Source organism: Pseudomonas sp. FH4 (assembly GCF_000510915.2).
In the GTDB taxonomy this organism is placed as follows: Bacteria; Pseudomonadota; Gammaproteobacteria; order Pseudomonadales; family Pseudomonadaceae; genus Aquipseudomonas; species Aquipseudomonas brenneri.
On sequence record NZ_AOHN01000026.1, the window covers coordinates 114,049 to 140,999 of the forward strand.

Annotated in this window: 17 protein-coding genes; 12 read left to right on the forward strand and 5 right to left on the reverse strand. The window is 60.4% G+C overall.

Annotation, left to right across the window (positions count from 1 at the left end):
• Window positions 1-100: 100 nt before the first annotated feature.
• The 4 genes from aceE (at window position 101) to msrA (ending at window position 8,219) form a co-directional block, all read left to right on the forward strand.
• Window positions 101-2,746: a pyruvate dehydrogenase (acetyl-transferring), homodimeric type gene (gene aceE, locus H097_RS20675; protein ID WP_032862120.1), complete on the forward strand. Its 2,646-nt coding sequence runs from the start codon at window positions 101-103 to the stop codon at window positions 2,744-2,746.
• Window positions 2,747-2,757: 11 nt separating this feature from the next.
• Window positions 2,758-4,401, forward strand: coding sequence for a dihydrolipoyllysine-residue acetyltransferase (gene aceF, locus H097_RS20680; RefSeq protein ID WP_032862122.1), 1,644 nt, complete (start codon window positions 2,758-2,760; stop codon window positions 4,399-4,401).
• 412 nt (window positions 4,402-4,813) lie between these two features.
• Complete coding sequence (locus H097_RS20685; RefSeq protein ID WP_032862123.1) at window positions 4,814-7,504, forward strand: GGDEF and EAL domain-containing protein; 2,691 nt, start codon at window positions 4,814-4,816, stop codon at window positions 7,502-7,504.
• Window positions 7,505-7,571: 67 nt separating this feature from the next.
• A complete protein-coding gene (gene msrA, locus H097_RS20690; protein ID WP_032862125.1) occupies window positions 7,572-8,219 on the forward strand; it encodes a peptide-methionine (S)-S-oxide reductase MsrA in 648 nt (215 codons plus the stop codon).
• A 74-nt stretch (window positions 8,220-8,293) separates the two neighbouring features.
• On the opposite strand, the gene rlmJ is transcribed toward msrA, so the two are convergent.
• On the reverse strand, window positions 8,294-9,130 hold the full coding sequence (gene rlmJ / locus H097_RS20695) for a 23S rRNA (adenine(2030)-N(6))-methyltransferase RlmJ (RefSeq protein ID WP_032862126.1): 837 nt from the start codon (window positions 9,128-9,130) through the stop codon (window positions 8,294-8,296).
• 179 nt (window positions 9,131-9,309) lie between these two features.
• Between rlmJ and H097_RS20700 the strand changes: the two genes are divergently transcribed.
• Together H097_RS20700 and H097_RS20705 are read left to right on the forward strand one after the other, a co-directional pair.
• Window positions 9,310-10,050 carry a hypothetical protein gene (locus H097_RS20700; RefSeq protein WP_229752209.1) on the forward strand — a complete coding sequence of 247 codons (741 nt, stop codon included), beginning with the start codon at window positions 9,310-9,312 and terminating at the stop codon, window positions 10,048-10,050.
• Window positions 10,040-10,414 carry a hypothetical protein gene (locus tag H097_RS20705; RefSeq protein WP_032862129.1) on the forward strand — a complete coding sequence of 125 codons (375 nt, stop codon included), beginning with the start codon at window positions 10,040-10,042 and terminating at the stop codon, window positions 10,412-10,414. Before H097_RS20700 ends, H097_RS20705 begins: the two co-directional genes overlap by 11 nt.
• Before the next feature lie 82 nt (window positions 10,415-10,496).
• On the opposite strand, the gene putP is transcribed toward H097_RS20705, so the two are convergent.
• Window positions 10,497-11,981, reverse strand: a complete 1,485-nt coding sequence (gene putP / locus H097_RS20710) for a sodium/proline symporter PutP (RefSeq protein ID WP_032862131.1) — start codon at window positions 11,979-11,981, stop codon at window positions 10,497-10,499.
• Between the two features lie 223 nt (window positions 11,982-12,204).
• Window positions 12,205-12,411 carry a hypothetical protein gene (locus H097_RS28255; RefSeq protein WP_146552247.1) on the reverse strand — a complete coding sequence of 69 codons (207 nt, stop codon included), beginning with the start codon at window positions 12,409-12,411 and terminating at the stop codon, window positions 12,205-12,207.
• A gap of 29 nt (window positions 12,412-12,440) precedes the next feature.
• Here H097_RS28255 and putA point away from each other — a divergent pair, with 29 nt between their 5' ends.
• Window positions 12,441-16,394 (forward strand): trifunctional transcriptional regulator/proline dehydrogenase/L-glutamate gamma-semialdehyde dehydrogenase, encoded by a 3,954-nt coding sequence (putA, locus tag H097_RS20715; protein ID WP_032862132.1) that lies wholly within the window; start codon window positions 12,441-12,443, stop codon window positions 16,392-16,394.
• A gap of 186 nt (window positions 16,395-16,580) precedes the next feature.
• Window positions 16,581-18,383 carry an acyl-CoA dehydrogenase gene (locus tag H097_RS20720; protein WP_032862134.1) on the forward strand — a complete coding sequence of 601 codons (1,803 nt, stop codon included), beginning with the start codon at window positions 16,581-16,583 and terminating at the stop codon, window positions 18,381-18,383.
• On the opposite strand, the gene H097_RS20725 is transcribed toward H097_RS20720, so the two are convergent.
• Window positions 18,384-18,677, reverse strand: a complete 294-nt coding sequence (locus tag H097_RS20725; RefSeq protein WP_032862135.1) for a cell division protein ZapA — start codon at window positions 18,675-18,677, stop codon at window positions 18,384-18,386.
• Window positions 18,674-18,904 (reverse strand): hypothetical protein, encoded by a 231-nt coding sequence (locus tag H097_RS20730; protein WP_032862136.1) that lies wholly within the window; start codon window positions 18,902-18,904, stop codon window positions 18,674-18,676. Before H097_RS20730 ends, H097_RS20725 begins: the two co-directional genes overlap by 4 nt.
• Before the next feature lie 275 nt (window positions 18,905-19,179).
• On the opposite strand from H097_RS20730, the gene H097_RS20735 reads away from it, so the two are divergent.
• The 4 genes from H097_RS20735 to mscK all read left to right on the forward strand — a co-directional run bounded on the left by H097_RS20735 (window position 19,180) and on the right by mscK (window position 26,951).
• A complete protein-coding gene (locus H097_RS20735) occupies window positions 19,180-20,805 on the forward strand; it encodes a methyl-accepting chemotaxis protein (RefSeq protein ID WP_032862138.1) in 1,626 nt (541 codons plus the stop codon).
• A 303-nt stretch (window positions 20,806-21,108) separates the two neighbouring features.
• The gene (locus H097_RS20740; RefSeq protein WP_032862141.1) at window positions 21,109-21,519 is read left to right on the forward strand and encodes a hypothetical protein; all 411 of its coding nucleotides are present in this window, start codon (window positions 21,109-21,111) and stop codon (window positions 21,517-21,519) included.
• A 280-nt stretch (window positions 21,520-21,799) separates the two neighbouring features.
• Window positions 21,800-23,542 carry a potassium/proton antiporter gene (locus tag H097_RS20745; protein WP_032862142.1) on the forward strand — a complete coding sequence of 581 codons (1,743 nt, stop codon included), beginning with the start codon at window positions 21,800-21,802 and terminating at the stop codon, window positions 23,540-23,542.
• A 70-nt stretch (window positions 23,543-23,612) separates the two neighbouring features.
• Entirely contained in the window at window positions 23,613-26,951 is a 3,339-nt protein-coding gene (gene mscK, locus H097_RS20750; protein ID WP_032862143.1) for a mechanosensitive channel MscK, read from the forward strand.

Sequence of the window (26,951 nt, forward strand, 5' to 3'; positions counted from 1 at the left end):
GCAACCTTCGGCCATCCAAGAATTTATGTCGTCTGCCCACAAGGCCAGTCGCAAACTTCAGGCAACCGATTCTGGTAGCCTTTCCGCCCTGGAGCAAGCCATGCAAGACCTCGATCCCGTCGAAACCCAGGAATGGCTGGACGCCCTGGAATCGGTTCTCGATAAAGAAGGCGAAGACCGTGCTCACTACCTGATGACCCGTATGGGCGAACTCGCGACCCGCAGCGGCTCGCAACTGCCCTACGCCATCACCACGCCATACCGCAACACCATCCCTGTTACCCACGAAGCACGCATGCCTGGCGACCTGTTCATGGAACGCCGCATTCGCTCGCTGGTACGCTGGAACGCGATGGCGATGGTTATGCGCACGAACTTGAAAGATTCTGACCTGGGCGGTCACATCTCCAGCTTCGCTTCCAGCGCAACCCTGTATGACATCGGTTTCAACTACTTCTTCCAGGCCCCGACCGACGAACACGGCGGCGACCTGATCTACTTCCAGGGTCACACCTCGCCAGGCGTCTACGCCCGTGCGTTCATGGAAGGTCGCATCACCGAAGACCAGATGAACAACTTCCGCCAGGAAGTCGACGGTGGCGGCCTGTCGTCCTACCCGCACCCTTGGCTGATGCCTGACTTCTGGCAGTTCCCGACCGTTTCCATGGGTCTGGGCCCGATCCAGGCGATCTACCAGGCACGTTTCATGAAGTACCTGGAAGCCCGTGGCTTCATCCCCGAAGGCAAGCAGAAAGTCTGGTGCTTCCTGGGCGACGGCGAGTGCGACGAGCCGGAATCCCTGGGCGCTATCTCCCTGGCCGGCCGCGAGAAGCTGGACAACCTGATCTTCGTCATCAACTGCAACCTGCAGCGCCTCGACGGCCCGGTTCGCGGCAACGGCAAGATCATCCAGGAACTCGAAGGCGTGTTCCGCGGTGCTCAGTGGAACGTGACCAAAGTCATCTGGGGCCGTTTCTGGGACCCACTGCTGGCCAAGGACGTCGACGGCATCCTGCAACGTCGCATGGACGAAGTCATCGACGGCGAATACCAGAACTACAAGGCCAAAGACGGCGCGTTCGTACGTGAACACTTCTTCAACACGCCAGAACTCAAGGCGATGGTTGCAGACCTGTCCGACGACGAGATCTGGAAACTCAACCGTGGCGGCCACGACCCGTACAAGGTCTACGCGGCGTACCACGAAGCGGTCAACCACAAAGAACAACCTACCGTCATCCTGGCCAAGACCATCAAGGGTTATGGCACCGGTGCCGGCGAAGCGAAGAACACCGCGCACAACACCAAGAAAGTCGATGTCGACAGCCTGAAGTTGTTCCGTGACCGCTTCGACATCCCGGTCAAGGATGAAGAACTGGAAAACCTGCCGTTCTTCAAGCCGGAGCCAAACAGCGCCGAAGCCCGCTACCTCAGCGAACGTCGCACTGCCCTGGGCGGTTTCGTGCCACAACGCCGCGCACAGAGCTTCGGTGTGCCGACACCAGACCTCAGCACCCTCAAGGCTATCCTTGACGGTTCGGGCGACCGTGAAATCTCCACCACCATGGCCTTCGTGCGGATCCTCGCGCAACTGGTCAAGGACAAGGAAATCGGCCCGCGCATCGTCCCGATCATCCCGGACGAAGCCCGTACCTTCGGTATGGAAGGCATGTTCCGTCAGTTGGGCATCTACTCCTCCGTCGGCCAGCTCTACGAGCCAGTCGATAAAGACCAGGTGATGTTCTACAAAGAAGACAAGAAGGGCCAGATCCTCGAAGAAGGCATCAACGAAGCGGGCGCCATGAGCTCCTTCATCGCTGCCGGTACTTCGTACTCCAGCCACAACCAGCCGATGCTGCCGTTCTACATCTTCTACTCGATGTTCGGCTTCCAGCGCATTGGCGACCTGGCCTGGGCTGCCGGCGACAGCCGTACCCGTGGTTTCCTGATCGGCGGTACTGCCGGGCGGACCACGCTGAACGGCGAAGGCCTGCAACACGAAGACGGTCACAGCCACATCCTGGCTGCCACCATCCCGAACTGCCGCACCTTTGATCCAACCTACGGCTATGAGCTGGCGGTGATCATCCAGGACGGCATGAAGAAGATGACCGAAGAGCAGCAGGACGTTTTCTACTACATCACCGTGATGAACGAGTCCTACCAGCAGCCAGCCATGCCGGCCGGTGTTGAAGAAGGCATCATCAAGGGCATGTACCTGCTCGAAGAAGACACCAAGGAAGCGGCACACCACGTACAGCTGATGGGCTCCGGCACCATCCTGCGCGAAGTGCGTGAAGCGGCGAAGATCCTGCGTGAAGAGTTCAACGTCGGCGCTGACGTGTGGAGCGTGACCAGCTTCAACGAACTGCGTCGCGACGGCCTGGCCGTAGAGCGCAGCAACCGCCTGCACCCTGGCCAGAAGCCAGCCAAGAGCTATGTCGAAGAGTGCCTGGCCGGCCGTAAAGGTCCAGTCATTGCCTCTACCGACTACATGAAACTGTTTGCTGAACAAATTCGCCAGTGGGTCCCGTCCAAGGAATTCAAAGTCCTGGGCACCGACGGTTTCGGCCGCAGTGACAGCCGCAAGAAGCTGCGTCACTTCTTCGAAGTCGACCGTCACTTCGTGGTGTTGGCAGCCCTGGAAGCCTTGGCTGACCGTGGTGAGATCGAACCCAAGGTGGTGGCGGATGCCATCGTCAAGTTCGGGATCAACCCGGAAAAACGCAACCCACTGGACTGCTGAGGAGACTATCTGTGAGCGAGCTCATTCGCGTACCTGACATCGGCAGCGGTGAAGGTGAAGTAATTGAACTGTTTGTGAAGGTCGGCGACAAAGTCGAAGCCGACCAGAGCATCCTGACCCTGGAGTCGGACAAGGCGAGCATGGAAATCCCTGCTCCCAAGGCCGGCGTGGTCAAAAGCCTGAAAGTGAAGCTGGGCGACCGCTTGAAAGAAGGCGACGAACTGCTTGAGCTGGAAATCGAAGGTGCCGCTGATGCGGCCCCTGCGGCGGCCGCTCCTGCTGCTGCCCCGGCTCCCGCTGAAAAGCCTGCCGCTGCTGCCGAGGCCCCAGCGGCCCCGGCTGCTGCACCTGCCGCCGCTGCTACCGTCCAGGACATTCACGTTCCGGACATCGGCTCGTCGGGCAAGGCCAAGATCATCGAGCTGCTGGTTAAAGTCGGCGACACCGTCGAAGCCGACCAGTCGCTGATCACCCTGGAGTCCGACAAGGCCTCCATGGAAATCCCATCGCCGGCTGCCGGCGTGGTGGAAAGCATTGCCGTGAAGCTGGAAGACGAAGTCGGCACTGGTGACTTCATCCTCAAGCTGAAAGTAGCGGGCGCTGCGGCTCCTGCTGCTGCCGCTCCAGCCGCCGCTGCTCCGGCCGCCAAGGCTGAAGCTGCACCTGCTGCTGCCCCGGCGCCTACGGCAAAAGCCGAGGCCGCTCCGGCCCCGGCTGCTGCCCCAGCACCAAGCGGTGCCAAGACCCATGCCGGTCCTGCTGTGCGCCAACTGGCCCGTGAGTTCGGCGTCGAGTTGAGCGCAGTCAGCCCAACCGGTCCGCACGGTCGTGTGCTCAAGGAAGACGTACAGGTTTACGTCAAATCCATGATGCAAAAAGCCAAGGAAGCTCCGGCTGCCGGCGCTGCTACCGGTGGCTCGGGCATTCCGCCAATCCGCACCGTGGACTTCAGCCGCTTCGGCGAAATCGAAGAAGTGCCGATGACCCGCCTGATGCAAATCGGCGCAGCCGGTCTGCACGCCAGCTGGCTGAACATTCCGCACGTGACTCAGTTCGACCAGGCCGACATCACCGACCTGGAAGCTTTCCGCGTTGCGCAGAAAGCCGTGGCCGAGAAGGCCGGCGTGAAACTGACCGTACTGCCACTGCTGCTCAAGGCCTGCGCGCACCTGCTCAAGGAACTGCCGGACTTCAACAGTTCGCTGGCACCCAGCGGCAAAGCGATCATTCGCAAGAAGTACGTGCACATCGGTTTTGCGGTCGACACCCCGGATGGCCTGCTGGTACCGGTCATCAAGAACGTCGACCAGAAGAGCCTGCTGCAGCTGGCTGGCGAAGCGGCTGCACTGGCTGCCAAGGCCCGTGACAAGAAGCTGACTCCGGACGACATGCAAGGTGCCTGCTTCACCATCTCCAGCCTCGGGCACATTGGCGGCACTGGCTTCACGCCAATCGTCAACGCGCCGGAAGTGGCGATCCTCGGTGTCTCCAAGGCCACCATCCAGCCAGTCTGGGACGGCAAGGCCTTCCAGCCGAAGCTGATGCTGCCGCTGTCGTTGTCCTACGATCACCGTGTGATCAATGGCGCGGCCGCTGCACGTTTCACCCAGCGCCTGAGCCAGTTGCTGAACGACATCCGCACGATCCTGCTGTAACCCAACGGGCCTCCCCTTCACCGGGGAGGCCTGGCTGCACCGATTTCCGAGCGCCACGCTCGTACCTCAACCCCGCCAATTTGGCGGGGCTTTTTTTGCCCACCTGAATTGCCCATGCCCTTCTGTAGGAGCGAGCTTGCTCGCGAAAAAACTCAAGGACGCCACGCTCATTCAGGTTAGGCGCGTTATCGTTAACGATTTTCGCGAGCAAGCTCGCGCCTACAAAGGGCATGCAGGATAACCGTCCATCATTGCGACTGTAGAAAACCGCTGCGCGGCCGATAACCCACTTATAGCACTTAGCCTTCATCCTCACTTGTCAGTCCGTGCTGCATGATGCAACCTTGCCGCAGACAACAGTAAAGAGGGCGATAGCCCGGCGCGATGCGCATTTTTCCAAGCGAGTTTCCCCATGAAAAGCCAACCCGATGTCGCCCGAACGGCGGCCGAGGTCGTGACGCAATTACCGGTGCCTTCGCGCCTCGGTATGCTGCGTTTCGAGCGGCTGAATGAGGCAAGCTGGGCGCTGCTGTACCTCGACCCCAATTGTGAACGCCAATTCGGCCTGCCCGCGGTAGAGCTGTGCTCGCTGGTCGGCTCGCCCTACGCCAGCCTGATGGAGCCCCAGGCGCGCTACCAACTGCACGATGCGATCCAGCAGCAACTGACCCTCAGCCCCCATTACCTGGTGCGCTACACCCTGCACACCAACGACGGCCCGCTGAGCCTGCTGGAGGTGGGTGAGGCCTACAAGCAGCACAATCGCCATCTGCTGCGCGGCTACCTGATGGTGGTGGACGGTTTGTTCAGTAACCTGACACCTGTGCCCGCCGCCGACCTGGAAGACCAGAACAGTCGCCTGCAGATCGCCCTGGAGCTCAACCAGCGCGCGCAGCAGGAGCAGTTGCAGCACCTGGAACGGGTGCGTGCCCAACAGGAACTGATCCTGCTGCTGGCCCGCCAGCGCTACAGCACCAACAACTCCCTGCAAGAAGCCGCCGAACTGATCACCCGCAGCGCCTGTGACATCTACCAGATCGACTGTGCCAGCATCTGGAATCTGGAAGGTCAGCAACTGGTGCCGATTTCGGCCTTTAATCGCGCCGACCAACAGCACCATCTGCCATTGTCGATTGATGCCAGCGGCTTCCCGGATTATCTGGAAGCCCTGCACAGCAGCCGTGCCATCGATGCCAGCAATGCCATGCGCGACCCGCGCACCCGGGAAATGGTCGAAACCCTGCGCCCCATGGACGTCCACGCGATGCTCGATGCCAGCATCCGCATCGACGGCCAGGTAGTGGGCGTGCTGTGCCTGGAGCAAAGCACCGGCACCCGGGATTGGCTATCTGATGAGATAGCCTTTGCCGGCGAGTTGGCCGACCAGTTCGCCCAGGTCATCAACAACCATAACCGCCGCGCCGCCACCAGCGCCCTGCACCTATTCCAGCGCGCCGTGGAGCAAAGTGCCAATGCCTTCCTGCTGGTCAATTGCGACGGCGTGGTGGAGTACGTCAACCCCAGCTTCACCGCGATCACCCAGTACAGCACCGAGGAAGTCCACGGTCATCGCCTGGCCCAGTTGCCGGCCCTGGAAAACCTCAGCGAACTGTTGTTCGACGCGCCCTCCAGCCTGGCCAAGAGCAACAGCTGGCAGGGCGAATTCAAGAGCCGGCGCAAAAACCTCGAACCGTACTGGGGCCAACTGTCGATTTCCAAGGTCTATGGCGACAATCGCGAACTGACCCACTACATCGGCATCTACGAAGACATCACCCAGACCAAACTGGCCCAGCAGCGTATCGAACGCCTGGCCTACACCGACAACCTGACCAACCTGGGCAACCGCCCGGCATTCATCCGCAACCTCGATGAACGCTTCGCCCGCGACAGCGACGCGCCCATCAGCCTGCTGCTGGTGGACATCGACAACTTCAAGCGGATCAATGACAGCCTCGGCCACCAGACCGGCGACAAGTTGCTGATCAGCCTGGCCCGGCGCCTGCGCAACAGTCTCAATGCCGGCGGTAGCCTGGCGCGCTTTGCCAGTAACGAATTTGCAGTGCTGCTCGACAACGCCGACCTTGAGGTCGGCCAGCAAATGGCCTGCCAACTGCTGATGACCCTCGATAAGCCGATGTTCGTCGACAACCAACTGATCAGTGTCACCGGCTCCGTGGGCCTGGCCTGCGCGCCGCTGCATGGCCGCGACCCGCAGACCCTGATGCGCAACGCCGGCCTGGCGCTGCACAAGGCCAAGGCTAACGGCAAACACCAGGTGCAGGTGTTTACCGAGGCCCTGAATGCCGAGGCCAGCTACAAACTGTTCGTGGAAAACAACCTGCGCCGCGCCCTGACCCAGAACGAGCTGGACGTGTTCTACCAACCCAAGCTGTGCCTGCGCAGCGGTCGCTTGTTGGGCATGGAAGCGCTGCTGCGCTGGAACCATCCGGAAAAGGGCATGATCCGTCCGGACCAGTTCATCAGCGTTGCCGAAGAGACCGGGCTGATCATCCCCATCGGCAAATGGATCGCGCGCCAGGCCTGCCGCATGAGCAAGCAGTTGAGCGCCGCCGGCATGGGCAACCTGCAGGTGGCGATCAACCTGTCGCCCAAGCAGTTTTCCGACCCGGACCTGGTGGCGTCCATCGCCAGTATCCTCAAGGAAGAGCAATTGCCCGCCAACCTGCTGGAGCTGGAACTGACCGAAGGCCTGCTGCTGGAAGCCACCGAGGACACGCGCCTGCAACTGGACCAGTTGAAGAGCTTTGGCCTGACCCTGGCCATGGATGATTTCGGCACTGGTTACTCATCCCTGAGTTACCTGAAGAAATTCCCCATCGACATCATCAAGATCGACCGCAGCTTTATCCATGAAATCCCGGATAACCAGGACGACATGGAAATCACCTCGGCGGTGATCGCCATGGCGCACAACCTCAAGCTCAAGGTGGTCGCCGAAGGCATCGAGACCGCCGAGCAACTGGCGTTCCTGCGCCGCCATCGATGCGACGTCGGCCAGGGCTACCTGTTCGACCGGCCAATCCCCGGCTCCGAGTTGCTGGACAAGCTCAAACGCTATCCACGCGGGCCAATCGCCTGACAGCGCTGTAACACTCGGGCACACTGGTGGTCTGAACTGTTAACTCAACCTGACGAGAGGACTGATCATGGTCTTGCGCTCGGAAATCCTGGTGAATAAAAACGTGCTGCCTACTGCCGAACAAGCTTTGCCTGGTCGTGAAACCCCGATGAGCCTGCCCGAGACGCACTTCGTCAACGGCAATCCGCTGCTGGGCCCGTTCATGGATGATGTGGGATTCGCGATCTTTGGCCTGGGGTGTTTCTGGGGCGCCGAACGCAAATTCTGGCAGCGCGACGGCGTGGTCAGCACCGTGGTCGGCTATGCCGGCGGCTTAACGCCAAACCCGACCTATGAAGAAGTCTGCTCGGGCCTGACCGGTCATAGCGAAGTGGTACTGGTGGTGTATGACCAGGCCAAACTCAAGTACGAAGACCTGCTGAAGATGTTCTGGGAACTGCACAACCCGACCCAGGGCATGCGCCAGGGCAACGACATCGGCAGCCAGTATCGCTCGGTGATCTATGCCACCACGCCAGAGCAACTGGACGCTGCGAATGCCAGCGCACAGGCCTATCAGCAAGAATTGACCAAGGCTGGGCTGGGCGAAATCACCACTGAAATCGACCAGGCGCCGACGGTGTACTTCGCCGAGGCCTATCACCAGCAGTACCTGGCGAAGAACCCGCAGGGTTACTGCGGTATCGGCGGTACTGGCGTGACCTGCCCGATCTAAAAGACAACCCAATCAAAATGTGGGAGCGGGCTTGCTCGCTCCCACATTTGTTCTGTGACCGCCTTTAGATCCGGTTACTCGGCAATCAGCCAATCCATCTGCCACCCACCCTGGGTCTGCCCCAGCTTCTTCGACAGCCACGGCAGCAGCTCACGCAACTCCTCCTCCAACCCCCACGGCGGGTTGGCAATCGCCAGGCCCGAGCCAGTGAGGGTGTTGGGCGTGTCCAGCGGATGCACCAGCAATTCCACGCGCAGCAGCTTTGGCGCGCCGGTACCTGCCAGGTCCTGATAGAAGCGACGCAACATGCGCTGGTCCTTCACCGGGTACCAGATCGCGGCGACCGTCTGGCGCATGCGGCCCACGGCCTCCTTGAGGGAGGCGGCGCAGCGCTGCATCTCGTCGAGTTGCTCGAACGGCGGGTCGATCAGCATCAACGCACGCTTTTCCGGCACCGGCAGCAAAGCCCGTGGCACATGCCAACCTTCGCCCAGATGCACCTTCACCCGGCGGTCGCCCTTCATGTTGTCCTTGAGCAGCACGCCGTCTTCCGGGTGTTTTTCATTGAGCAGCACGCGGTCCTGGGGACGAGTCAGGCGTCGCGCCAGCTCTGGCGAACCTGGGTAATAGCGCAACTGGCCATCCGGGTTCATCTCGTGCAGCACCTGCATGTAGTCAGCGGTCAGCGCCGGCAGGTCCGCCTCGCCCCACAGGCGGGCGATGCCCTCCAGGTATTCACCGGTGCGGTTGGCCTGGTCGCCTTGCAGGTCGTACAGACCAATCCCGGCGTGGGTGTCGAGATAGGCAAACGGCTGCTCCTTGCGCGACATCAGGGCGATGAGGCGGGTCAAGGTCAGGTGTTTGAAGACATCGGCGTGGTTGCCGGCGTGAAAGGCGTGACGATAATTCATGGTTGCTCCTGCGCAGGGGGCGAAGTTTACCTTCTACGCGGGCAAAGGTGCAGGGCTGCATGCCGGGCGGTGCTTTTTGTCGGACACCGGACTGGATTGAGTAGCCCATTTCCCAAAACTGTAAAAGCCCCCCGAATTCAGCCGCCACAAGCACGACAGACGTGAGTCGGGTCCTTAAATTGCTGCGTCATCTTCATTCAAAGGAATGCCTGTATGACACGCAACCACCCTCTTGTGAAATGCCTCCACACCGACAAAAACTGCTGGGTTTCGCTTCGCTGGGTATAGGTACGGCGGGCGACGCCTGGAGTCGCCATCTGCAAGGCATTGGCAAAACCCTTGAAGACATTGATGCCCTGCACAAACAGTCCCTGCGCCAGGGCGGGGGCACGGTGCGAGATGATTTCCTGGCCCGACGCCAAACCTTGTTTGCCAAGCTGGAGTCGCAGATGCGCGGGTTCGCCCGATATGGCACGGGTTTACGCAATGAGGGCTCGATCAAGAAAATGCTGGGGATATCCACCAGGAGTTACCTGCATACCGGGGAGATCACTCGGTATGCCGAAACCGTTGCGCGGATTTCAAAGACCGCGAAGCTGCTTAAGAACGGCACGCCACTGGGAATTGCGTTGAGTACGACCTCGACGGCGCTGCAAATTAAGGAGGCATGTTCTACTGGAAGAGAAGAGCAGTGCAGGATGGCAAAATATACCGAACTGGGAAAACTGGCCGGCGGGGTTGCTGGTGGCTCACTCGGTGGCGCTGCCGGATCGCTACTATGCCTCACCATTTTAGCCCCCACCACTGGCCCAGGAGCCTTGACTTGCCTGCTGATTGGCGCAGGGATTGGCGGCGCAGCAGGTGGGAGCCTCGGGGGTACGGGCGGCGAAAAGGCAGGATTACTTTTGTATGAATATTGATTATTTCTTGAATCTCCCTGCCAGCGCCCAGATCGTAATCGGCTCGCTAACGGCGGTAGTTATTACCAATATTCTCGGAGTGTTTTTGTGTTATCGAAAGCTTGAGGCTATGGAAGCTCACTTAAACAAGTGTCGACTCGTCAGCTTTCACGGCAGTTACTTCGGGAACTCACCGCGAGGAAGAATGATGAGGCTTTGCGCAGTGTATGCAGCCATTGCGCTGCCCAGGCTGAATGCGCGACGTGGTGTCGTTGACCTTCAGCAGGTACAGGCCTTTCCACGCGACATCAAGATTCTGCTTCACGGAACCGCCCTTCTGGGTGTGGCCGGTATGGCAGGGCTGATCATCACTTACTTCGATTAACTTTGGGCAAAAAAACGGCCCGTCATCCAAAGGATGCGGGCCGTTTTCAGTTCAGCGGGCCATCAAGGCTCGCATGAACGCCTCATTTATTGAGGTTGTAGTCTTTCTCGGCAGCAGTGAAGCGCTCAACCATACCGGCGGTAGGTGCGCCCATCTTGCTCACGAAGTAGATCGCCAGGCTGGCGAAGATAAAGCCTGGGATGATTTCGTACAGGCCCAGCAGTTCGAAGTGCTTCCACACGATCACGGTGATCGCGCCGACCAGGATACCGGCCAGTGCGCCGTTGCGGGTCATGCCTTTCCACAGTACAGAGATCAGGACCACTGGACCGAACGCGGCACCGAAGCCTGCCCAGGCGTAGCTCACCAGGCCCAGTACACGGTTTTCCGGGTTGGCAGCCATCGCGATGGCGATCAACGCAACCACCAGCACCATGATACGGCCGACCCATACCAGTTCAAGCTGGGAAGCACCTTTGCGCAGGAAAGCCTTGTAGAAGTCTTCGGTCAGGGCGCTGGAGCACACCAGCAATTGGCAGCTCAGGGTGCTCATCACGGCAGCCAGGATGGCCGACAGCAGCACGCCCGCGATCCATGGGTTGAACAGCAGCTTGGCCAGCTCGATGAAGACACGCTCAGGGTTTTCGGTCACGGGACCGGCGACTTCTGGGTGCGCCGAGAAGTAGGCAATACCGAAGAAGCCTACAGCCACGGTGCCGGCCAGGCACAGGATCATCCAGGTCATGGAGATGCGACGCGCCTTGGCAATCGACTTCACCGAATCCGCCGCCATGAAACGCGCGAGGATGTGCGGCTGGCCGAAGTAGCCCAGGCCCCAGCCCATCAGCGAGATGATGCCGATGAAGGTGGTGTTTTTCAGCATGTCGAAGCTGGTTGGATCTTTCGCTTCAATGGCCAGGAACGTGGTGTCCACGCCGCCGGTGGCCAGCAGCACGATGATGGGCGTCAGGATCAACGCGAAGATCATCAGGGTGGCTTGTACGGTATCTGTCCAGCTCACTGCCAGGAAACCACCGATGAAGGTGTAGGCAATCGTCGCCGCAGCACCGGCCCACAGCGCCGTCTCGTAGGACATGCCGAAGGTGCTTTCGAACAGACGGGCACCGGCCACAATGCCGGAGGCGCAGTAGATGGTGAAGAACACCAGGATCACGACGGCCGAGATAATCCGCAGCAGGCCGCTTTTGTCTTCAAAGCGGCTGGAGAAGTAGTCCGGCAGGGTCAGGGCGTCGCCGTTGTGTTCGGTCTGCACGCGCAGGCGACCGGCCACAAACAGCCAGTTCAGGTAAGCACCGACAACCAGGCCGATGGCGATCCAGCTTTCCGACAGGCCCGACATGTAGATGGCACCTGGCAGGCCCATCAACAACCAGCCGCTCATATCCGAGGCGCCAGCCGAGAGTGCGGTGACGACGCTGCCGAGGCTGCGACCGCCTAGAATGTAATCGGAAAGGTTATTGGTGGAGCGATAGGCCATGAGACCAATCAACACCATTGCCGCGATGTAGATCACAAATGTGATCAGGGTTGGATTACTTACGCTCATTGAGTTACGCCCTGGCTTTGTTTTTATGTAGCGGCGGTCTGTCAGCCCACCTACAAGAGAGTAGCTTGTAGACGAAGCTGCATGCCGCGCATTTATGACTGACGTTTCCCCAGGAAAGCCATCAGCCGATGAACCGAACTTTGCAGATGGTTGCACCTTGGTGCGCGAATGCTATTCAACAAAGCAAATAAGGTGCAACCAGTTTCGTGAGAATTAGTTGCACCTAAGCGCGTTTTTCGGCAAACGGCGGCTTTTTGCTCCTTTTCGGAGCAAGAACAGCCAAATCCAGAAGCAAATGCACCAATATCAAGCCGATTCCGTCGAGTGAAATTGTTTTCTGACGAGCAGCGCGGGTTTCATGAAGAAAATGGGTTGCACCCGGTTGCACCTCGTTCAGCGCAAAGCTAATCTTGCCGCCAGCTGATGCCACGCAGTAGTGGCACCCATGAGGATAAAAATATGGCTACGACCACCCTTGGGGTCAAACTCGATGACCCAACCCGCGAACGCCTCAAGGCCGCCGCGACCTCCATTGATCGCACGCCGCACTGGCTGATCAAGCAGGCAATTTTCAATTACCTGGAGAAACTTGAGGGTGGTGCAACCCTGACCGAGCTCAACGGCTCGGGCATCAAGGACGCAGACGACGCCGGCGAGGTGCAGAACGATCACGCCCACCAGTGCTTCCTGGAATTCGCTGAAAGCATCCTCCCGCAATCGGTACTGCGCGCTTCGATCACTGCTGCTTACCGTCGCCCCGAGCCAGAAGTGGTGCCGATGCTGATCGAGCAGGCACGCCTGCCGGCCCCAATGGCCGAGGCCACCAACAAGCTGGCCGCCTCGATTGCCGAGAAACTGCGCAATCAGAAGAGCGCCGGCGGCCGTGCCGGGATTGTTCAGGGCCTGTTGCAGGAATTCTCCCTGTCGTCCCAGGAAGGCGTGGCACTGATGTGCCTGGCCGAAGCGCTGCTGCGCATCCCGGACAAGGGCACCCGTGACGCGCTGATCCGCGACAAGATCAGCACCGGCAACTGGCACCCACACTTGGGTAACAGCCCATCGCTGTTCGTCAACGCCGCCACCTGGGGCCTGTTGCTGACCGGTAAACTGGTGGCCACGCACAACGAGGCGGGTTTGACCTCGTCCCTGAGCCGCATCATCGGCAAAAGCGGCGAGCCGATGATCCGCAAGGGTGTCGACATGGCCATGCGCCTGATGGGCGAGCAGTTCGTCACCGGCGAAACCATCGCCGAAGCCCTGGCCAACGCGAGCAAGTTCGAAGCCAAGGGTTTCCGTTATTCCTACGACATGCTCGGTGAAGCCGCACTCACCGAACACGATGCGCAGAAATACCTGGCCTCGTACGAACAAGCCATTCACTCCATCGGCAAAGCCTCCCATGGCCGTGGGATTTATGAAGGCCCGGGTATCTCCATCAAGCTGTCGGCCCTGCACCCTCGCTACAGCCGCGCCCAGTACGAGCGCGTGATGGACGAGCTGTACCCGCGCCTGCTGTCCCTGACCCTGCTGGCCAAGCAATACGACATCGGCCTGAACATCGACGCCGAAGAAGCCGACCGCCTGGAACTGTCCCTGGACCTGCTGGAGCGCCTGTGCTTCGAGCCACAACTGACCGGCTGGAACGGCATCGGTTTCGTGATCCAGGCTTACCAGAAGCGTTGCCCGTACGTGATCGACTACGTGATCGACCTGGCACGCCGCAGCCGTCACCGCCTGATGATCCGCCTGGTAAAAGGCGCGTACTGGGACAGCGAAATCAAGCGCGCCCAGGTCGAAGGCCTGGAAGGCTATCCGGTGTACACCCGCAAGGTGTACACCGACGTTTCCTACATTGCCTGCGCACGCAAGCTGCTGTCGGTACCGGAAGTCATCTACCCGCAGTTCGCCACGCACAACGCCCACACCCTGTCGGCCATCTACCATATTGCCGGCCAGAACTATTACCCCGGCCAGTACGAGTTCCAGTGCCTGCACGGCATGGGTGAACCGCTGTACGAACAGGTTGTAGGCAAGGTTTCCGAAGGCAAGCTGAACCGCCCGTGCCGCGTGTACGCCCCGGTTGGCACCCACGAAACACTGTTGGCCTACCTCGTGCGTCGCCTGCTGGAAAACGGCGCCAACACTTCGTTCGTCAACCGTATCGCCGACCAATCCATCTCGATCCAGGAGCTGGTGGCCGATCCAGTGGCCAGCATCGAGCAGATGGCGACGCTGGAAGGCGGCTTCGGCCTGCCGCACCCGCGTATCCCGCTGCCGCGTGACCTGTATGGCAGCGAGCGTGCCAACTCGGCCGGTATCGACCTGGCCAACGAACACCGCCTGGCGTCACTGTCCTGCGCCTTGCTGGCCACCGCGCACAACCACTGGAAAGCTGCGCCGATGCTCGGTTGCGCGTCCAGCAATGAAGTTGCTGCGCCGGTACTGAACCCGTCCGACCTGCGTGATGTGGTCGGCCATGTCCAGGAAGCCACCGTCGAAGACGTCGACAACGCGATCCAGTGCGCCCTTAACGCCGCACCGATCTGGCAGGCCACCCCGCCGGCCGAACGCGCGGCGATCCTGGAACGCGCCGCTGACCTGATGGAAGGCGAGATCCAGCCATTGATGGGCCTGCTGGCCCGTGAAGCCGGCAAGACCTTCGCCAACGCCATCGCCGAAGTGCGTGAAGCCGTGGACTTCCTGCGTTACTACGCGGTGCAGGCCCGTAACGATTTCACCAACGACGCCCACCGCCCATTGGGCCCGGTGGTCTGCATCAGCCCGTGGAACTTCCCGCTGGCGATCTTCAGTGGCCAAGTCGCCGCTGCACTGGCCGCCGGTAACCCGGTGCTGGCCAAGCCGGCCGAACAAACCCCGCTGGTGGCCGCGCAGGCCGTGCGCCTGTTGCTGGAAGCCGGCATTCCGCAAGGCGTGCTGCAACTGCTGCCGGGCCAGGGCGAAAGCGTCGGTGCCCGACTGGTCGGTGATGAGCGCGTCAAAGGCGTGATGTTCACCGGCTCCACCGAAGTGGCGCGCCTGCTGCAACGCAACGTCGCCGGTCGCCTGGATGCCCAGGGCCGCCCGATTCCGCTGATCGCCGAAACCGGCGGCCAGAACGCAATGATCGTCGACTCCTCGGCCCTCACCGAGCAGGTGGTGATCGACGTCGTCTCCTCGGCCTTCGACAGTGCCGGTCAACGTTGCTCGGCCCTGCGTGTACTGTGCCTGCAGGAAGATTCGGCAGACCGCGTCATCGAAATGCTCAAGGGTGCCATGGCTGAATGCCGCCTGGGCAACCCGGAGCGCCTGTCCGTGGATATCGGCCCGGTGATCGACGCCGAAGCCAAGGCAGGCATCGAGAAGCACATCCAGGCCATGCGCGACAAAGGCCGCACCGTGTACCAGGTGGCGATTGCCGACAGCGAAGAAATCAAGCGCGGCACCTTCGTGATGCCAACCCTGATCGAGCTGGAAAGCTTCGACGAGCTGCAACGGGAGATCTTCGGCCCGGTGCTGCACGTGGTGCGCTACAAGCGTAAAGAGATCGACCAGTTGATCGGCCAGATCAATGCTTCTGGCTACGGCCTGACCCTGGGCGTGCACACCCGTATCGACGAGACCATCGCCAAGGTGATCGACAACGTCCATGCCGGTAACGTCTACGTCAACCGCAACATCGTCGGTGCCGTGGTCGGCGTGCAGCCATTCGGCGGCGAAGGCCTGTCGGGCACTGGCCCGAAAGCCGGTGGCCCGCTGTACCTGTACCGCTTGCTGTCGACGCGCCCTACCGATGCGATCGAGCAATCCTTCGTACGCGGTGATGCACTGGCCGCGCCGGATGTACGCCTGCGTGACGCCATGAGCCAACCGCTGACCGCCCTGAAAACCTGGGCCGACAGCAACAAGTTCAGCGACCTGAGCAGCCTGTGCAGCCAGTTCGCGGCGCAATCGCAGAGCGGCATCACCCGCCAACTGGCCGGCCCGACCGGCGAGCGCAACAGCTACGCCATCCTGCCCCGCGAGCACGTGCTGTGCCTGGCAGAGGTGGAAGGCGACCTGTTGTCGCAACTGGCGGCCGTACTGGCTGTGGGTAGCTCGGCAGTGTGGCCGGAATCCGACCTGACCAAAGCGCTGTTCCCACGGCTGCCGAAGGAAATTCAGGCGAAGATCCAGCGCGTGGCCGACTGGACCAAGGACGAAGTGATCTTCGACGCCGTCCTGCACCACGGCGACAGCGACCAACTGCGTGGGGTTTGCCAGCAAGTGGCCCAGCGCAGTGGCGCGATTGTCGGGGTCAACGGCCTGTCTTCGGGCGAAACCAACATTGCGTTGGAGCGCCTGGTGATCGAGCGCGCGTTGAGCGTCAACACCGCTGCGGCCGGCGGTAATGCGAGCTTGATGACTATCGGCTGATCAATGCCAACGTGGGGCGCCTGCAATGGGCGCCCCACTGCATTGCATCAGTCGAAACCAGCTCCTACATTGACCGCGTCATACCTTTACGTTGTGTTTTGCTGCTCTATCACCCAGATCAATCTTGCTATCGCGCCTCTATTCCCAGACTTAGACTCCGACCTATTCCCTCATAGGTAAGCCGCCATGTCCGAGACGCTCCTCAGTTCCCGCAATCTGGCTTTCGAGCTGTACGAAGTCCTCGATGCCGAGGGCCTGACCCAGCGCGAGCGGTTTGCCGAGCACAACCGCGAAACCTTCGATGCTGCCATTGGCACCGCCCGCAACATCGCCGAAAAGTACTTCGCACCGCACAACCGCAAGGGTGACGAGAACGAGCCGCGCTATGAAAACGGTCAGGCCATCCTGATTCCAGAAGTGAAACCTGCCGTTGATGCCTTTCTCGAAGCCGGCTTCCTCAACGCTGCCCGCAGCTTCGAAGCAGGCGGCATGCAACTGCCAACCCTGCTGTCCCAAGCGTGTTTTGCGCACTTTCAGTCAGCCAATGCGGCCTCGACCTCGTACCCGTTCCTGACCATGGGCGCGGCCAATCTGATCGAGAGTTTTGGCAGCGCGGAACAGAAACAACGCTTCCTGCAACCGATGATCGAAGGCCGCTTCTTCGGCACCATGGCCCTGACCGAGCCCCATGCCGGTTCGTCGCTGTCGGATATCCGCACCCGCGCCGAGCCCGCGCCAGATGGCACCTACCGCCTCAAGGGCAACAAGATCTTCATCTCTGGCGGCGATCATCCGCTGTCGGAAAACATCGTGCACATGGTGCTGGCCAAGCTGCCGGATGCGCCCGCCGGGGTGAAGGGCATTTCGCTGTTTATCGTGCCCAAGTTCCTGGTCAACGATGATGGCAGTCTGGGCAAGCGCAACGATGTGTTGCTGGCCGGGCTGTTCCACAAGATGGGGTGGCGCGGCACCACCTCCACCGCACTGAATTTCGGCGATAACGGCGAGTGTGTCGGCTATCTGGTGGGCAAGCCGCACCAGGGCCTGGCCTGCATGTTCCAGATGATGAACGAGGCACGGATTGGCGTCGGCATGGGTGCGGTGATGCTCGGCTACGCCGGTTACCTGTATTCCCTGGACTACGCCCGGGAGCGCCCGCAAGGCCGACTGCCGGACAGCAAGGACCCGAACACCGCCCCGGTGTCGATCATCCAGCACGCCGATATCAAGCGCATGCTGCTCACGCAAAAAGCCTATGTGGAAGGCGCCTTCGACCTGGGCCTGTATGCCGCGCGGCTGTTCGATGACACCACCACCCTGGACAGTGAGGCCGGACGCAAGCAGGCCCATGAGTTACTGGACCTGCTGACCCCCATCGTCAAGTCCTGGCCCTCGGAGTTCTGCCTGAAGGCCAACGAGCTGGCGATCCAGATTCTCGGCGGCCACGGTTACACCCGTGAATACCCGGTGGAGCAGTACTACCGCGACAACCGTCTGAACCCGATCCACGAAGGCACCCACGGCATCCAGTCCCTGGACCTGCTGGGGCGCAAGCTCGCACAAAACGGCGGTGCGGGCTTGAAGCAGTTGATCCGCCTGATCGCCGAGACCGGAGCCCGGGCCCAGCAATATGAGTCACTCACAGCATTGCGCGAGCCGTTGGAGCAACTGGTGGCACGCCTGCAAAGCGTGACCCTCGGGTTGTTGGTGGATCTCGCCCAGGGCAAGGTCAACAGCAGCCTGGCGAACTCGGCGCTGTACCTGAAAGTGTTTGGGCATACGGTGATTGGCTGGCGCTGGCTGGAACAGGCGATCCGCGCCGAAGAAGGGCTGGCCAAAGGCAATGCGGCGGATGTGGCCTTCTATAAAGGCAAGCTGCAAGCCGCCCGGTACTTCCTGACCTGGGAAATACCGGGGTGCCATCATGAACTGGCGATCCTGCAGGCACGGGACGATACGTGCCTGGCCATGCAGGACGAATGGTTCTGATCAGGGCTGGCCGATGGCCTTGGAAATCACCTCGACCGTGGCGCTGACTTGCTCTTGGTAACGGTCGAGTTCCTGCTGGTGACGCTGCTGCATCTCGATCTGCTCGGCACATAGGTTCAGCGCCGCCAGCACCAGCAGTTTGTCGCCGATCAAGGTCGGGTACTTCTGCTTGGTGGTGGCCAAGGATGCCTTGAGCAGGGTCACAGCCTTGAGCAGGGTGTTGTCTTCCCCGTCCGGGGCCTTGATCGAGTAATCCTCACCGAGAATCGAAACGACCTTTATCCCTTCATTCATGCGCTGACAGGACCTGCGCTCACACGCTCAACCAACGCCTGGATACGGGCTGCGGTGGCGCCCTGCTTTTCTTCCTGCTCCATCAGGTTCAGCTGCAAGCTGTCGTTTTCGTCCTTGGCACGGGCCAGTTCCGCCTTGAGGGATTCATTGGTGCCCAGCAGTTCCTGATTCTGCTGTACCAGGTCACTGACCAGTTGTTCCAGTTGGCTGAGGGATGTTTCTAACATTTTGAATTCTCGGGCTTTTTCAAAGGGCGGTGACGATAAAGAAAATTCACCGTGGAAGCCAGGGATATCCTGGCGCGCAGCCTTGATTGCACGGGGCAGGCCACGCTTGCGAGCCTTAGTGACTGCATTTACGCCATCTGGTTCCTGAATCCATTCCGATCCACCGAGGGTGCGACAAAAGCGCGCAGCCCCTCAAGACTTTAGTCGTACGTCCGATAGGTCATGCATACCCCGCCTCAACGCCGCACGGATCGCGCCTCTCCCAGGACCATTGCATGTCTCTTCGTAATATGAATATCGCGCCGCGCGCGTTTCTCGGCTTCGCGTGCATTGGTGCGCTGATGTTGTTTCTCGGTATTTTTGCCCTGAACCAGATGAGCAAGATCCGTGGCGCCACCGAAGACATCACCCTGCGCAGCGTGCCAAGCATTCGCGCCCTCGATGACTTCACCCAACTGACCCTGCGCCTGCGCGTGCTGTCCTACCGCTTGCTGACCAACCGCGAACCGGAGGTGCAACAAAAGACCCTGGAAGCCTTCGAACTGCGCAACCAGCAGATCCGCGAAGCCCAGACTGTCTACGAAAAGCTGATCGACAGCCGTGAGGAACGTTCAGCCTACGACGATTACGTGCGCCTGTTGGGCCAGTACCGCCAGATTGAAGAGCGGATGAAGAGCCTGTCGCGCAACAACCAGACCGAAGAGCTGCGTACCTTGCTCAACACCGAACTGTTGAGCAACTCCGAGGCGGTCAACACGGTCCTGACGCACCTGCTGGACATCAACAATTCGATGGCCAACGACAGCAACCAGAAAGCCGCCGATCAATATGATTCAGCCTTTGACCTGGTGGTTGCCTTGTTGGTGCTGGCCACGGCGCTGACAGTGCTGTTCGCCTGGCTGCTGACACGCAGCATCACCCTGCCCATCGCCCAGGCCCTGGACGCCGCCGAGAACATTGCCGAAGGCAACCTGACCCGGCCGATCAAGGTCGATGGCGACGACGAAGCCGGCCGCCTGTTGCGGGCAATGAATAAAATGCAGGAAAAATTGCGCGACACCCTGCAGCGTATTTCCGGCTCGGCCACCCAGCTCGCCTCGGCAGCGGAAGAACTGAACGCCGTCACCGACGAAAGCGCTCGCGGCCTGACCCAGCAGAACAACGAGATCGAACAGGCGGCCACTGCGGTCAACGAAATGACCAGCGCCGTCGAAGAAGTCGCGCGCAATGCCGTCAGCACCTCCGAAGCCTCGAAAAACGCCACCACCTCGGCCGGCGACGGGCGTGATCTGGTGCAGGAAACCGTCAGCGCCATCGAGCGCATGAGTGGTGACGTGCAAGGCACAGCCACCTTGATTGGCGCCCTGGCCGAAGAGTCCCGGGACATCGGCAAGGTGCTGGACGTGATTCGCGGCCTGGCCGACCAGACCAACCTGCTGGCCCTGAACGCCGCCATTGAAGCAGCCCGCGCAGGGGAAGCCGGCCGCGGCTTTGCCGTGGTTGCCGATGAAGTGCGGGCCCTGGCCCATCGCACCCAGCAGTCCACCAGCGAAATCGAGCGGATGATCGGCAGCATCCAGGCCGGCACCGAACAGGCGGTGGACTCGATGCGCAACAGCACCGAGCGTGCCGAATCGACGCTGAATATCGCCAAAGGCGCAGGAATATCCCTGGATACCATCAACAGCGCGATCGTCGAAATCAACGAGCGCAACCTGGTGATCGCCAGCGCAGCGGAAGAACAGGCGCAAGTGGCGCGGGAAGTGGACCGCAACCTGGTGAACATTCGCGACTTGTCGGTGCAATCGGCGACGGGTGCCAGCCAGACCAGTGCGGCCAGCAACGAGTTGTCGCGCCTGGCGGTGGATTTGAATGGGATGGTGGGGCGTTTTCGGCTCTGATTGAAATAATGAAGAATGGAGGGCATCAACCTCCATTCTCAGCCCGAAGCATTTCAAGCGAGTTTGTATTTATATAAACCCCTCCTTCCAACCAACTCATCGCACGCCGAACTATTCAATAGCCCGCCAAGTACTTCCCCCCAAGAAAACCCACTATAAAAATAATATCAAAAACGCAAACATTCGAAACACACCCGCCATGGCAAATAAAAAGTCAGTCATGGAATACTTAATTCTCGCACTAGCGAAAATCAAACCATTTAATTCAGGACACACATTCAAACAAAGAGAGAGTAAAACATCATGACCATTTCGAGCGTGAACACTTTAGAAACAGCCTCATCCATTCAGGACTCCTCCACCACCCCAGCGGACACAGCCCGCGGCATCAGAGTAAGCCCCAACGATACAGGAGGAAACACCTACTCGATCTACGGCCCATCCAACCCAAGCGCCGGTTCTCATAAAATCTATGGTTTCCAAACCGGCAACGATCGCATAGACCTTTCTGACACTCTGAAACACATGGGTCTGGACTCTTTCACCATCCAGACCCTAGGTCCTGAGGCCATAAAAAAACCGGGCGACACGTTTTTGAACTGGGACTCGGAAGAAGGTAAAACCCATATTTTTGTGCTCGGCCGGCAGCCTCTTAGCATTACTGTAGAAGGGCAAGTAAAGAATGGAGACCTTGTCGGTTCCAGCTGGACGTGACCATCCTACTAAAGTTGTCCAAGCCAATAACAGACAGACCACTCAACTAGACATACAAGTTCATGCCTTTCAATTGGCGCATAAAAACCAACTCTGACCGTACAAACACATATTGATTTGATAAATAGCCGCAGGCCTGCGACGAGTACTGGAACTGCCCGCCATTTTATAGGCACAACCTGAAAGCTTTTGACAGCGCAGCAATTCAACAGGTTAGAATCGCTGGCACGCAGACTGCATGGTCAGTCTGCGCCTCGCCTTTCTTTCCGGAGTACTGCCTTTGAATGCAACAACCATCAACAGCCTGTTCTTGATCGGCGCGTTGCTGGTAAGTGCGAGCATTCTGGTGAGTTCTCTTTCGTCCCGCCTGGGGATTCCGATCCTGGTGATCATCCTGGCCGTGGGCATGCTCGCCGGCGTCGATGGCGGCGGGATTATTTTCGATAACTACCCGACCGCGTACCTGGTGGGCAACCTGGCATTGGCAGTGATCCTGCTCGATGGCGGCTTGCGCACGCGGGTCGCGAGTTTTCGCGTGGCACTGTGGCCAGCCCTGTCGCTGGCGACCGTGGGGGTGTTGATTACCACCGGCCTCACTGGCATGGCGGCGGCCTGGCTGTTCGACCTCAATATGATCCAAGGCCTGCTGATCGGCGCCATCGTCGGCTCCACCGACGCCGCCGCCGTGTTCTCGCTGCTGGGCGGCAAGGGCCTGAACGAACGGGTCAGCGCCAGCCTGGAAATCGAATCCGGCAGCAACGACCCCATGGCGGTGTTCCTCACCGTGACCCTGATCGACATGCTCGCCAGCGGCCAGACCGGCCTGCACTGGAGCCTGTTGACCCACCTGATCCGCGAATTCGGCATCGGCGGCATTATCGGCCTGGGTGGCGGCTGGCTGATGCTGCAATTGGTCAACCGCATCAACCTGGCCAACGGCCTGTATCCGATCCTGGTGATCGCCGGCGGCCTGTTCGTCTTTGCCCTGACCAACGCCTTGCACGGCAGCGGCTTCCTGGCCGTGTACCTGTGCGGCCTGGTGATCGGTAACCGCCCGGTACGCAGCCGCCACGGGATCCTGCATATGCTCGACGGCATGGCCTGGCTGGCGCAGATCGGCATGTTCCTGGTGCTGGGCCTGCTGGTCACGCCTCATGACCTGCTGCCGATCGCCCTGCCGGCCCTGGGCCTGGCGCTGTGGATGATCCTGTTTGCCCGGCCGCTGTCAGTGGCGGTTGGCCTGCTGCCGTTCAAGGCGTTCCATGGCCGCGAAAAAGTGTTTATCGCCTGGGTCGGCCTGCGCGGCGCGGTGCCGATCATTCTTGCGGTGTTCCCGCTGATGGCCGGCCTGCCCCACGCCCAACTGTATTTCAACCTGGCGTTCTTTATCGTGCTGGTGTCGTTGCTGGTCCAGGGCACCAGCCTGCCTTGGGTCGCCAAGTTGCTGAAAGTGACGGTACCGCCCGAGCCCGCACCGATTTCCCGGGCGGCCCTGGAAGTGCACGTCACCAGCGAGTGGGAGCTGTTCGTCTATCGCCTGGGTGCCGAAAAATGGTGCATCGGCGCCGCCCTGCGCGAGCTGAAAATGCCCGAAGGCACGCGGATCGCTGCGTTATTTCGTGGCCAGCAACTGCTCCACCCGTCGGGTAGTACAGTGCTGGAAGTCGGTGATCTGCTCTGTGTCATCGGCCATGAACACAACCTCGCCGCCCTCGGCAAACTGTTCAGCCAGGCACCACAACGGGGCCTGGACCTGCGCTTCTTCGGTGATTTCGTGCTGGAAGGCGACGCCCAGTTGGGCGCGGTATCGGCACTCTACGGGCTCAAGCTCGACGGTATCGACCCGGACATGCCGCTGGGCCAGTTCATCACCCACAAAGTCGGCGGTGCGCCGATTGTTGGCGACCAGGTGGAGTGGAACAACACCATTTGGACCGTCGCGGTGATGGAGGGGAACAAGATCGGCAAAGTCGGCGTCAGATTCCCCGAAGGAAGTCGCCCGGGCCCCGGACTCTTCCTCTAAACTGCGGGGCGACGGCGTGCCATTGGATGCCAGGACGCCCCCTACTCTTCATCTTGTTCGACCGGTCTCTATGACAATCCTGCGCACTTTTTTAGCCACTGCCCTGCTCGGCCTGAGCCTCTGCGTCAGCCCTGTGTATGCCGCCGACCCGCCGAGCACCGAGAGTGTCCAGCAGACCCTGGACAAACTGCCTGACCGAAAATTGCCTGACGCCGACATGAAGGCGCTGCAAAACGTACTGCAGCAGACCCTGACATTCCTCGGCAACAAGCAGGATTACGAGCAACGCCTGGCCGATCTCAAGCGCCAGTTGGAAGACGCCCCGCGCCAGACCACGGAAAACGCCCGCGAACTGACCCGGCTCAAGGCCAGCAAGGTCGTCCCGGTCGCGCAGCGCTATGCCAGCCTGCCAATCCCGCAACTTGAACAACTGCTGGTGCAGCGCAGCACCCAGCAAGGTGATCTGCAAAAGGAGCTGGCCGACGCCAACAGCTTGAGCATCGCCGCCCAAACCCGGCCCGAGCGCGCCCAGACCGAGATCAGCAACAGCCAGACGCGCATCCAGCAGATCAACGCCACCCTCAAGGCCGGCAAGGACAATGGCAAACCCCTCACTAGCGACCAGCGCAACCTGCTGAACGCCGAACTGGCGGCGCTCAATGCCTTGATCCCGTTGCGCCGCCAGGAGCTGGCAGGCAACAGCCAACTGCAGGACCTGGGCAACAGCCAGCATGACCTGGTGGTGGAAAAAACCGCGCGCATGGAACAGGAAATCCAGGACCTGCAGACGCTGATCAACCAGAAGCGCCTGGCCCAGTCCCAGGAGACCGTGACCCAGCAGTCCATCGAAGCGCAGAAGGCCGGCGGCAGCAGCCTGCTGGCGACGGAAAGTGCAGCCAACCTGAAACTCTCTGACTACCTGCTCAAGAGCACCGACCGGCTCAATGAGCTGACCCAGCAGAACCTGCAGACCAAGCAGTTGCTGGACAACGTGACCCAAAGTGACTCGGCCCTGGACGAGCAGATCAACGTGCTCAAGGGCAGCCTGTTGCTGTCGAAGATCCTCTACAAGCAGAAGCAGGCATTGCCGCGCCTGAAGGTCGACCGCGACCTGGCCGACGATATTGCCAACATTCGCCTGTACCAGTTCGAGGTCAACCAGCAGCGCGAACTGATCAGCTCGCCGAGCACTTACGTCGAAAACCTGCTGGCCAATCAGCCAGAGGATCAGGTCACCCCGCAATTGCGCCGCACCCTGATGGAACTGGCCGTGACCCGCAGCGACCTGCTGGAGCGCCTGAGCCGGGAACTGAGTGCGCTGCTCAATGAATCCATCACCCTGCAGTTGAACCAGAAGCAACTGCTGAGTACCGCGTCCAGCTTGCGCGCGACCCTCGACGAACAGATGTTCTGGATCCCCAGCAACAAACCGCTGGACATCGAATGGCTGGAAACCGTACCCAACCGCCTGGAAAAGCAGGTCGACACCCTGCCCTGGGCTTCCAGCCTCAGCGAGTTGTATGACGGCCTGACCCAACGCCCGCTGCTGTTTTTACCCCTGCTGCTGTTGATCGGCGCACTGTTGTGGCGGCGCAGCAACCTGTACGAGCGCCTGAAAAAGATCCACATGGATATCGGTCACTTCAAACGTGACAGCCAGTGGCACACTCCCATCGCAATTCTGGTCAACATCTTCCTGGCTCTGCCGGTGAGCCTCGGCCTGGCGCTGTGCGGCTACGCCCTGCAAATCGACGCCCGTGGGCAGAACGCCAACCTGGGCATGGCCCTGGTGCAGATCGCCCAGGCATGGCTGGTGTTCTACACCGCCTATCGGATCCTGGCGCCGGGCGGTGTGGCCGAGCTGCATTTCCGCTGGGAAAAACCCCAGGTCGAATTCCTCCAGGGCTGGATCCGTAAGCTGGGGCTGGTGGTCCTGGCGCTGGTGGCCGTGGTGTCGATCGCCGAACATCAACCTGCCGCCCTGGCGGACGATGTGCTGGGTATCGCCGTAGTCCTGACCTGTTATGGGCTGATGGCCTGGCTGCTCAGCCGCCTGTTGCTCAACAGCCCGACCCATGAGAAAGCCTCGCTGTTTCGCAAACTGGTGGGCGTACTGTTTACCGCGCTGCCTATCGCCCTGTTTATCGCCGTGTGCTTTGGCTACTACTACACCGCCCTCAAGCTCAGTGATCGCCTGATCAACACCCTGTACCTGTTGATGTTCTGGCTGGTGATCGAAGCCACCTTCGTCCGTGGCCTGAGCGTTGCCGCGCGGCGCCTGGCCTACTCCCGGGCCCTGGCCAAGCGCCAGGCTGCCAAGGAAGCCGGCGATGGCGAAGTGGTGGTCGAAGAGCCGACCCTGGACATCGAGCAGGTCAACGAACAGTCCATGCGCCTGATTCGCCTGGCCCTGCTCGGCGGCTTTATCGCCGCGCTGTACTGGGTCTGGTCGGACCTGATCTCGGTGTTCTCCTACCTGGACAACGTCACCCTCTACGAATACACCAGCGGCACCGGCGCCAATATCAGCATGGTGCCCATCAGCATCGGCGACATGCTCGGCGCACTGATCATCATCGGCATCACCTTCGCCCTGGCGCGCAACCTGCCGGGGCTTCTGGAAGTGCTGGTGCTGTCCAAACTCGACCTGGCCCAGGGCAGCGCCTACGCCACCACCACCTTGCTGTCGTATGTAATTGCCGGCGTGGGTTTCGTGTCCACCCTGTCGACCCTCGGGGTGAGTTGGGACAAGCTGCAATGGCTGGTGGCGGCACTGTCGGTGGGCCTGGGTTTCGGCATGCAGGAGATCTTCGCCAACTTCATCTCCGGCATCATGATCCTGTTCGAGCGCCCGGTACGGATTGGCGACACCATCACCATCGGCAACCTGTCGGGCACGGTGAGCAAGATCCGTATCCGCGCCACCACCATCACCGACTTCGACCGCAAGGACATCATTGTCCCGAACAAAACCTTCATCACCGGGCAACTGATCAACTGGTCGCTCACCGACACCATCACCCGAGTCACCCTCAAGCTGGGCGTGGACTACGGCTCCGACCTGGACCTGGTGAAGGAATTGCTGCTCAAGGCCGCCAGGGATAACCCACGGGTACTGAAAGATCCGGAACCCCACGTGTACTTCCTCAACTTCGGCGAAAGTACCCTGGACCACGAATTGCGCATGCACGTACGCGACCTGGGCGACCGGAACCCGGTGATCGATGAGGTCAACCGCTTCATCAACCGTGAGTTCAAGAAGCAGAGCATCAACATTTCGTTCCGCCAGATGGAGGTCTACCTGAAGAACCTGCACGGCCAGGAATACAAGCTGGTGGAAATCGAGCCCCTGAGCAAACCGGCGAATGACGGTTCGCCACAACCACCACCGCCCACCAAACTCGACTAA